This window comes from Rhodococcus sp. GQ147 (genome assembly GCF_059759155.1).
This window is the reverse complement of the sequence record NZ_JCAXDU010000066.1, coordinates 1-968: the sequence shown is the minus strand read 5'-3', so window position 1 is coordinate 968 and position 968 is coordinate 1. Positions and strand designations below refer to the sequence as shown.

Below are 968 nucleotides of genomic sequence, written 5' to 3'. Positions count from 1 at the left end.
CCACGAGCATGAACGAGGGTACGTCAGTGCTGCTCGGGCTGGAGGACGAGTTCACCGTCCTGCAGCTCGAACGAATCGATGCCGACACGGTGCGTGTCGTCATCGAGGTCATCGACCCGGAGGGCGCCTGCCCCGAGTGCGGGGTGCTCACCTCAAGGATCAAGGAGCGGCCACTGGTTCGAGTCAAGGACTTGCCTGCCTCCGGCCAAAGAACCGATCTGTGGTGGCTCAAACGGCGCTTGGTGTGCCGCGAACCGGCCTGTGGGACAGCGACATTCACGCAGCAGTCCCGCGCTGTGCCGGCACGGTCGCGGCTCACGACCCGGCTACGAGAGAAGATCGGTTCGGCGATCGCGTCGGGCAACCGCGCCGTCAGCGAGGTCGCTAGCGAGTACCAGGTGGCGTGGTCGACCGCGCACCGGGCGCTCATCGCACTGGCCAACCAGTGGCTGCCCGAGCCGGAACCCACCCGCGTGCTCGGCATCGACGAGACCCGCGCCCGGTCGGTGCGCTGGGTGCTCGAAGAGGCCGGCTGGACACGGTCGAACCCGTGGATGACCTCGTTCGTCAACGCCGACCCCACCCTGCCCGGGCACCTTCTCGGGCTGACCCCGGGACGCTCCGGGGCGTGCGTGATCGACTGGCTCGCGCTGCAGACACCCGCGTTCCGGGCCGGCATCGACCTGGTCGTGATCGACCCGTCCGCGCCGTACGCGGGCGGGATCCGCACCGCCCTGCCGGACGCGCGGATCGCAGTCGACAAGTGGCATCTCGTCGCCCTCGCCAACCTCATGGTCACCCAGGTCCGTCAACGGATCACCCGGCAACTGCACGGCCGCCGCGGCACCGCCACCGACAAAGTCTGGGCCAGCCGGCAACTGCTGCTCACCGGCTACGAGCACCTCACCGTGAAGCAAAAGGCCCGGTTCAACGCCGCCCTCGCCGCCGAGGATCCGACCAACGAGATC

1 protein-coding gene is annotated in these 968 nt (G+C 68.8%); it reads left to right on the top strand.

Annotation, left to right across the window (positions count from 1 at the left end; genetic code table 11):
• Nucleotides 1–8: 8 nt before the first annotated feature.
• Nucleotides 9–968 (top strand): ISL3 family transposase (locus tag AC6CID_RS25040; protein WP_498354671.1); only part of this gene is annotated, 960 nt, incomplete at its 3' end.